6 protein-coding genes and 2 pseudogenes are annotated in these 8,239 nt (G+C 62.8%); 4 read left to right on the forward strand and 4 right to left on the reverse strand.

Annotated features, from left to right (window positions below):
• Positions 1 to 86 precede the first annotated feature (86 nt).
• From J7F03_RS38040 to J7F03_RS38050, 3 genes are all read left to right on the forward strand, one after another.
• Positions 87 to 1,463: an IS1380 family transposase gene (locus J7F03_RS38040; RefSeq protein ID WP_214957754.1), complete on the forward strand. Its 1,377-nt coding sequence runs from the start codon at positions 87 to 89 to the stop codon at positions 1,461 to 1,463.
• Between the two features lie 347 nt (positions 1,464 to 1,810).
• A complete protein-coding gene (locus J7F03_RS38045; protein WP_214957755.1) occupies positions 1,811 to 2,566 on the forward strand; it encodes a DUF5131 family protein in 756 nt (251 codons plus the stop codon).
• 104 nt (positions 2,567 to 2,670) lie between these two features.
• Positions 2,671 to 3,798: a three-Cys-motif partner protein TcmP gene (locus J7F03_RS38050; protein ID WP_214957757.1), complete on the forward strand. Its 1,128-nt coding sequence runs from the start codon at positions 2,671 to 2,673 to the stop codon at positions 3,796 to 3,798.
• A gap of 347 nt (positions 3,799 to 4,145) precedes the next feature.
• Here the strand turns inward: J7F03_RS38050 and J7F03_RS42855 are convergent, their stop codons facing one another.
• The 4 genes and pseudogenes from J7F03_RS42855 to J7F03_RS38065 form a co-directional block, all read right to left on the reverse strand.
• A complete protein-coding gene (locus tag J7F03_RS42855) occupies positions 4,146 to 4,229 on the reverse strand; it encodes a hypothetical protein (RefSeq protein WP_374104450.1) in 84 nt (27 codons plus the stop codon).
• A 214-nt stretch (positions 4,230 to 4,443) separates the two neighbouring features.
• Positions 4,444 to 6,639: a hypothetical protein gene (locus J7F03_RS38055; RefSeq protein WP_214957759.1), complete on the reverse strand. Its 2,196-nt coding sequence runs from the start codon at positions 6,637 to 6,639 to the stop codon at positions 4,444 to 4,446.
• Between the two features lie 162 nt (positions 6,640 to 6,801).
• A pseudogene (locus J7F03_RS38060) lies at positions 6,802 to 7,029 on the reverse strand (integrase core domain-containing protein); the annotation flags it as partial.
• Positions 7,030 to 7,124: 95 nt separating this feature from the next.
• Positions 7,125 to 7,382, reverse strand: a complete 258-nt coding sequence (locus J7F03_RS38065) for a hypothetical protein (RefSeq protein ID WP_214957761.1) — start codon at positions 7,380 to 7,382, stop codon at positions 7,125 to 7,127.
• Positions 7,383 to 7,814: 432 nt separating this feature from the next.
• Between J7F03_RS38065 and J7F03_RS38070 the strand changes: the two are divergent.
• A pseudogene (locus J7F03_RS38070) lies at positions 7,815 to 8,000 on the forward strand (CorA family divalent cation transporter); the annotation flags it as partial.
• Between the last annotated feature and the right edge of the window lie 239 nt (positions 8,001 to 8,239).

The following is an 8,239-nucleotide window of genomic DNA, read 5'->3' on the forward strand; positions in this document are numbered from 1 at the left end:
GCACTAAATCACCGGCATTGCTCTGACCAGCGAGAATAAGGATTGTTGAGGCCCTTGTTCCCGCTCCTGTCGGAGGCACTTTCCAGGTGAAGAAGCGTATCGGGTCGTACCCGTCTGTCCGCGTGCGGGGCGGTGGCCGCGCGGTGGTCTCCCAGGCTGGGTCCGTGCTGCTGGTCGAGACCATCCGCAAGTCTGGTCTGGACAATGCGATATCGGCGGCGCTCGCGCCGTGGCACAAGGCTCGGGCGGTGCACGACCCCGGCAAGGTCCTGCTGGATCTCGCGCTTGCGGTCGCCATGGGCGGGGACTGTCTGGCCGATGTCTCCCTGCTGCGGGCCGAGCCGGCCGTGTTCGGCCCGGTGGCCTCCGACCCGACCGTCTCCCGCCTGGTCACCACGCTCGCCGCGTCCGGGCCGAGAGCCCTGGCTTCGATCCGTGCGGCCCGTGCCGAAGTACGGGAGCGGGTCTGGTCACTCGCCGTCGGCAACCGCCCGGACGCCGACGGCCGCGTGGTCGTGGACATCGACGGGGTGCTGGTGATCGCGCACTCCGACAAGCAGGACGCGACGCCGACCTGGAAGAAGTCCTTCGGCCACCACCCCCTCATGGCGTTCGTCGACCACGGCAGCGGCGGGTCCGGGGAGCCGGTGGCCGCGCTGCTGCGGCCCGGCAACGCCGGCTCCAACACCGCGAGCGATCACATCACCGCCACCCGCCTCGCCCTGGCCCAGCTGCCCAAACAGCTGCGGCGCGGACATCAGACCCTGATCCGCACCGACTCCGCGGGAGGTACTCACGCCTTCGTCAACTGGCTCACCCGGCGCGGGCGGTGGCTGTCCTACTCGGTCGGGATGACCATCACCGCCGACATCCATCAGGCCGTGCTGAAGGTTCCCGCCTCCGCCTGGACGCCGGCCGTCGACGCCGACGGCCAGATCCGCGATGGCGCCTGGATCGCCGAGATCGGCGGACTCCCGCTCGCCGGCTGGCCCACCGGCATGCGGCTGATCGTCCGCAGGGAACGGCCGCACCCCGGAGCCCAGTTGCGGTTCACCGACGTCGACGGCAACCGGCTCACCTGCTTCGCCACCAACACCAAGGACGGCCGGATCGCCGATCTGGAACTGCGGCACCGCCGCCGGGCCCGGGCCGAGGACCGTATCCGCAATGCCCGCGACACCGGCCTGCGCAACCTGCCCCTCCACGGCACCAGCCAGAACCAGCTCTGGCTGGAGATCGTCTCACTCGCTCTGGACCTGCTGGCCTGGATGCCCATGCTCGCCCTGACCGGCCAAACCCGCCGCTGGGAACCGAAGAAGCTCCGCCTCCGGCTGTTCTCCGCCGCAGCCACGCTGGTCACCACCGGCCGCCGCCGCTGGCTCCGCTTCAGCGACTCCTGGCCCTGGAGCAACGTGATCACAGACGCGATCAGCCGGCTCCAAGCCCTGCCAGACCCGGGCTGACCAGCCTCCTCACCCATCCCGACGACCTGATCAACCAGCCGGAACCGTGGAACCCGGCGCCCACCCGACGCGACAGCCGGGCCACCAGCCTGCCCAGCCACCGGAATTCCCCCTCCGGCAAGCAGAAAGCCCTCAACAGCGAACTGTCGAGGACTCACGCAAGATCGAGGCTAGACAGTCCAGAAACCGATCGTGGCCCCGGATCCCCTATGCGGGACAAAGGTCCGCCGTGAATGATGGGGCGGGCCGCGTGCCAGGTTGGTACGCCGCTCGTTACGCAGGTCAGTCGAAGCGCACGTAGAGCGCGCCCATGTGCCGCATGTCGCTTCATGGCAGGGAGGGCACGCATGAGCGATCGCAGTTCCATCGAGTGGACCGAAGCCACGTGGAATCCAACAACAGGCTGCGACCGGATAACCCCTGGCTGCGACAACTGCTACGCCCTGACGTTATCCCGGCGGCTGAAGTCCATGGGCGCAGCCAAGTATCAGAATGACGGGGATCCTCGCACGTCAGGCCCCGGTTTTGGCCTCACGATCCACCCGGACGCCCTCGAGGTTCCGCTGCAGTGGAAGGCTCCGCGCATGGTCTTCGTGAACTCGATGAGTGACCTCTTCCACGCTCGGGTTCCGCTGGACTTCGTGAAGCAGGTATTTCAAGTCATCGCGGAAACACCGCAGCACACCTACCAGTTGCTGACCAAGCGCGCCCTCCGGCTGCGCCGAGTGGCCGATCAGCTCGACTGGCCGGCCAACCTGTGGATGGGCGTATCGGTGGAGAGCGCAGACCAGCTTGATCGCGTCAATGACCTACGAGCCGTGCCGGCGGCCGTCCGCTTCCTTTCCTGCGAACCACTGCTGGGGTCTCTCGCCGGCCTGGACCTCGACGGGATCGGCTGGGTGATCGCAGGAGGCGAGTCCGGCCCGAATCACCGTCCCATCGATGAAGAATGGGTCATCGAGATCCGCGACCTCTGCACTGCGGCCGGTGTCCCCTTCTTCTTCAAGCAGTGGGGAGGCCGGACACCCAAGGCTGGCGGCCGTGAACTTGAAGGCCAGATCTGGGGTGAGATGCCGGACCGTATTCCCGCAATCGCCTCCTGAGCGGCGATAACCGGCCATTGCTGTTCGACCACCTGACACTGCCCAGCACACCGTGTGATCCTCTGCCCTGAATCGCGTAACCAGAGGCCCGGGGGAGAGCGGACATGGTGGTTCCAAAGAAGGTGTGGTGGGACAGGGACCCGCATACGGCGGCGAAGCACGACCTCCTGAGGAAGTACTTACAACCCTGGGCTCCCATCCTGCTGTCGCGCTACGACAGCATCGCGTACGCAGAGGGGTTCTCCGGTCCAGGCGTGTATTCCGAGGGGGAGCCTGGTTCGCCGATCATCGCCTTCAATGTGTTCGCTGGTGTACTCGAACACCGGCCCAAGCACATCCGGATGGTGCTCGTCGAGGGTGACAAGCGCCGGGAATCCGAACTGCGGACCCAGATCGGCAAGGCCCGCGGCGAGCCCTCCGATGATGTGAATCGGCGCATCAGCGTCAGCACGCATCACGGGGAATGCCACCCCACCCTGCTTGAGCAGCTGCGTGCGCAGGGATGCCTGGGCAGCCCTCTCTTCGTACTGCTCGACAGCTACGGCGGACCCGACATCCCGTTCTCGCTCCTGCAGGAGCTGGCCAGGCACCGCAGCACTGAGGTCATGGTCACCTTCGCCCCTTCGTTCCTCACCCGGTTCGCCGAGCGGGACGAAAAGCACAGGAACGCCGGGGATACGGCCTTCGGCGGCACGCAATGGCAGGAAGTGTTCCATCGGCACCCGAGCCAGAAGTTCGCGTTCTTACGGGACCAGTACAGCGACACGCTTCGCCGGGCAGGGTTCTCCCACACACTCACCTTCGAAATGGTCGATGAGAAGGGCCACGTCCTCTACCTCATCTTCGGCACCCGTCACGAACTCGGCCTTGAGAAGATGAAGGAAGCCATGTGGAGCGTCGACCGCGACCACGGCATCCGATACCGCGACCCCAAGGACACACAGCAGCAGCAGCTCACCCTCGAATTGGAGCCGAACACCGCGCCGCTTCGCCGGATCCTGCTGGAACACGTCAGCCGGTCACCGGAGGGTATGACCGTTGCCGAGCTCAAGACCTACACACTGCTGGAAACGGTGTACAAGCCCGGCCAGGTGACCAACCTGATCCGGCAGATGCGTGATGCCTCCGCGGTCACCACGACACCTCGCCGCGTAACGGCCGAGACGCTCGTGCTGCCTTACGTGCCGCCGCACGAGCAGACCGAACCGTCTGATCAAACGACACTGTTCTAACGCCACGGGGCCGGCAGCCGCCAACTTGGCTGCTCGTACGCCTCCTTGCGGCGAGCTCGGTGCTGACGGTCGCCTTGGCCTGAGCCGTTCACACTACTGAGGGACAGCAGCGAGGCACCGTTTTGTTCCACGGACCAAGGTGGTCGCGGTGGATGGCCAGCACTCCGTTCTTCAACGCGGTGCGCACCGACGGCCGCTGAAGTACGTCGTCGTCAAGAAGACGGCGACGTCGGCAGCGAAGTGAACCCGCGCTCCGAGCAGGTCTCGGGGACCTCACCACTCGGGATCATGCGCTTCGGCGCGCACCGCTTGCACTGAACCACCATTGACCGGCCATCGGGCAACCGTCACCGCACGTCCGCACCACCGTCGCGTGAGCCTCCGACGCGCTTGCGGTCAGTACATCCGTCGCGGCAGCACAGCTCCCGCACGAAGTCTTCGAACTCCCCACGGCTACGGAGTCGGCCTCCGCGAGGGTCCGGTCGCCGCCCTTAACGACCTCCTCGTCGCGCCATCGGTGGTCACCTGTCCGGATCAACCGGTCGCCCTCCACAGCCGCCGGCCCCCACAACAGCGTTAACGACAACCCCGACTGAGTACACCACCCGCCACGCCTACTGACCTCAGAAGCGCCGCTGTTTCGGATCACGACTCTTGCTGCAGCAAGGTCATAATTCTTTCCTCAGCAGCTTTCAGACCGCCAGCCGCTTCGACCCCTTCTTCGGTACGCATCTTGTCAAGCGAATCCCTAATTCCACGGCGAATGAGGCGCTCATTCTTGCCGTTCATCTTCTCCCTCAGGTTATCCGCTAGCTCCACGAGGCTCTTGGGCAGATAGTCGTACTTCGAAACGTCCACAAGCAGCGGCATATTAATCCTCTGCTCTCTTTCGATCGCCGTACGCAGAGGTCCTAGCCTCAGAAACTGAGACAGGAAATCTGGGCTAAGGACAGGAGACGACGGGGCCTCGTGAAGCCTGTCAGCGAGCTCCCGCTTCAAGCGGAAGGCAACCTTATCGAGAGTCACCAGCCAATATTTGTGACCCATAGGGGAGGACTCGCTGTGACTTCGCAATTCGATGATGCCAACAGTTGTTTCCACGTCGTGCGCCACGAGGCGCTGCGTAACAGTGGGGTCCCACTCAGACTCTCGCTGCTTGCGCCGCCTCTCATGCGCTTCGCTCCAAACCTCTTGCACTGCTGCCCTTAGTTCGATTGGCGCCGATTCCGCTTCTCCCACCAGGTTCTTTCGACGGACGAACAGTTCGTCCTCTAGGTAAATCTGCACATCTTCCACCGGGCGGACATTCCCTCGGAAATTCTCCATCCATTCTATAAAACCGGAGCGCGCGCGACCACTAAGCGTATACGCGGCATACAAGAATGGAACCGAGCCGTTCCATTGCTTTAGCTCGATGCGACTAAACTGCAGACATCTATTAAGATGCCGCTCCACTTCTTCAATGATTCCATCAGTCACGAAAAGTCTAATTCCGGCATCCACGGCCGCCTTGAAGATCGTCGTGTAATGACGCTGAGACGAGTCCTCGATCAGCGTTTCCGCGATGATAGGAAGGATCACCGATGTGTCTATCCAGAAATCACCCTCCGAGAACAGGCTGACTACGACCTTCTGCACATCGGGAGTCTGCCTGAGGAATGAGAACAGCGTGTACCCATCTGCAAGCCTCCGCAGATGGGCCTTGACTTCCTCCGCAGGCCTGTCAAGAACATGAACAAGCGAGTCCGCTACAACATGTGCAGGCAGTTTGTGACTCTTGCTGACAGTTTCATCCCTGAGAAGCTGCTCCACTCCTTCCTTATCTACATGGCTCATCTCTCCCGTTCGAACGGCTTCCGCAAACGCCTCCCCCCTTTTAAGGAGGAACCACTCGAGACTGGCCCAAAGCTCAGCACCAATCACGGCGCGCTTGTCATCTGCGATCGAACCTCCATAGAAAATAACGTTCTCAACCAACTGCTCTTCCAATAGTTGTTCACTCTGCACAAATTCTGCAGTTCTCTCACCGAGCCTCTTCCGCTCATCGTGAGCGAGACAAAAAACATCCCCATTCCTGTGATGCTTCACCATGCCCTTCTTCCCCGAAAGCCTAAGAAGAGCACCATCTACCAGGGCATCCACCTGCTGCTCATGGCCCGCTGGAAGGAATGACGTTACACGGCTATGAACCTCTCTTCGCGACAGAAGGTTCTCGGGGGTCGTGTCATGCAGAGCCGAAAGAGTCAACGACTCGAAGGATTCCCGCGTGAGCCCCTTCTCGGTTGCCTCATCTTGATTCTGCAGCGAGAGGTGCAGAAGGCCGAGCCGGGCGTCCTGTGCATTGAGCGCGAGTCCGACCTGCGAGGAGATTCGCTCCGCTCGCAGCAGCGGGTCAACAATGCTTCTGCACAGCTCTTCACTAGCACTCGCCCTTTGTGGGTGCGTTTCCCTCCGCTCCAGGAACCAGCTGGAATCTCTGATGTCAACAACCACCCCCTCATCCTTGAGAATTTGACTAACTAGTTCGTCAGCAGCCGGGCCGATTTCACGGTTCGTGGCATAGATTAGACGCCTAATATCAGTGAAATTTTCAGACAGCCGCTTCAGCGTGCGATTAATCTTCGACTTCCAGTCCTGGGCGACCGAATATTGAACCATATCGGTCGGCTGTTCAGCTGGAATGAACAGCTGCCCATCTCGCCCCTTATCTCCTTGCGGGGCGGCCATCGTCCTGAGACTCGGATATTCGACTGCTAGAAAATCCGCAGCGAATTCTTCAAAAATTCGCCAGTCTCCAGCATCGATGGTTTTCAGTGCAAGACGCAGTCGCTGCCTACTCATGGGCAGAGGCTAGTGCTACGCGTACTCGCCTGTCTCGCTCTACGTCAAAGATCGACCGATGTGGTGTGACGCCTCGGGCACTCCCCTGCACGGGGCAACCTCTGGGACCACAGCTCAGGCGATAGCACCTGGGTCTGGTGCAGGTTCGGGTGACAGGTTCGGTCATGCGGCCTGGAGGGCCGGTGTGGTCATGACGGTCTCGAATTCGACGGGGGTCAGCCGGCCGAGTGCGGTTTGTCGGCGGCGTCGGTCTTAGGTCCGCTCGATCCAGGTCACGATCGCGATCCGCAGTTCCTCGCGGGTGGTCCAGCTCCGACGGTCGAGGACGTTCTTCTGCAGCAGGCTGAAGAACGACTCCATGGCCGCGTTGTCGCCGGCCGCCCCGACTCGCCGTGGACACGCCCGGACCGCGGTTCCTCGCGACCCGCACGACGTCCTGGCGGACTTTTCCGGATAAGGCTTGGGCACAGCGACATCCTTCCCACCTACCCCATAGGGCAAGCCAGTTCAGATGTCACCCGATCGTGCGGCAGACCCGTCTTGGACCGGCCGCCCATGCCGGTGTGGGGGAGGACGAAGTCCGGATAGTTGCCGCACCAGCTCTGGAAGACTGCCTCAACGGTGTCCGGGTCGTCGGCGCGGTCTTGGCCGGTGGCGGTGGTGAGGCCCCAGCCGTGCAGGACGGCTTCCAATAGGTGCAGGTCGGCCTGGCGCGGCCCCAGCCCACCGCCCTTCAGCGGCATCTGCCGCTGAAGGCGCCCTCGGTCTGCCAGGCGACGAGGATCTCCGAAGCACCAGCGATGTGATCAGCTCAGAACGGCAGTTCCATCACCGGCGCCGAGCAAACCCGGCCGGGGCTGACTGCGTCTCGGGGACGGCAAGCTACTGCTCACGGCTGTGCCAGGGTGAGTCCGCACGCCAGCCGGATATCCATCAACTACGCAGCGCGACGTGCACACCGACACCGATCTTCTCCCCTCGTCCATGGGTCCACCACCTGAGCCGCCTGCTCGACTGGGGAGAATCTGGGGAGAAAGAAGCCGCGTTGGGGAGCGGCTGGGGAGGATCGGCCGTACAAACGGGAAGCACGGCGAAAGGGCCGGAAAGAGGGATAGTCGCAGACCGGACCACCCGTGCAGCCGATTTCCGCAGGTCAGCGGTGTGAGGGTGACGACTTCAAGAAGATCTCCTCGTGGGCCGCCATCCTCTTTGCACCCACGTTGGTGGGAACCATCTACGGCATGAACTTCAACGAGATGCCAGAACTACGCTGGGTGTTCGGATACCCGTTCGCGGTAGCGCTCATGGGCGTTGTATGTCTGAGTTTGTATCTGATTTTCAAACGTCGAGACTGGCTCTAACCTCGATCGTTCATGAGGGGTCCGTCAGCTTGCTGGCGGGCCCTTTGTGGTGTGGTCGATTGGGGTTTTCGGGGTTCGGGCAGGGCGGTGGCCCGGCTCTCGCGTCGGGTGGGCGCCGGGTTCCACTTTCCGGGTGGTTGATGAGCGTGGTCGGGACGAGTGAAGGTGCTGGTCAGCCGGGGTTTGGCAGGGCTTGGAGCCGGTCGATCGCGTCTGTGGTCACGTTGCTCCAGGGCCAG

Source organism: Streptomyces sp. ISL-43, from assembly GCF_018614195.1.
In the GTDB taxonomy this organism is placed as follows: Bacteria; Actinomycetota; Actinomycetes; order Streptomycetales; family Streptomycetaceae; genus Streptomyces.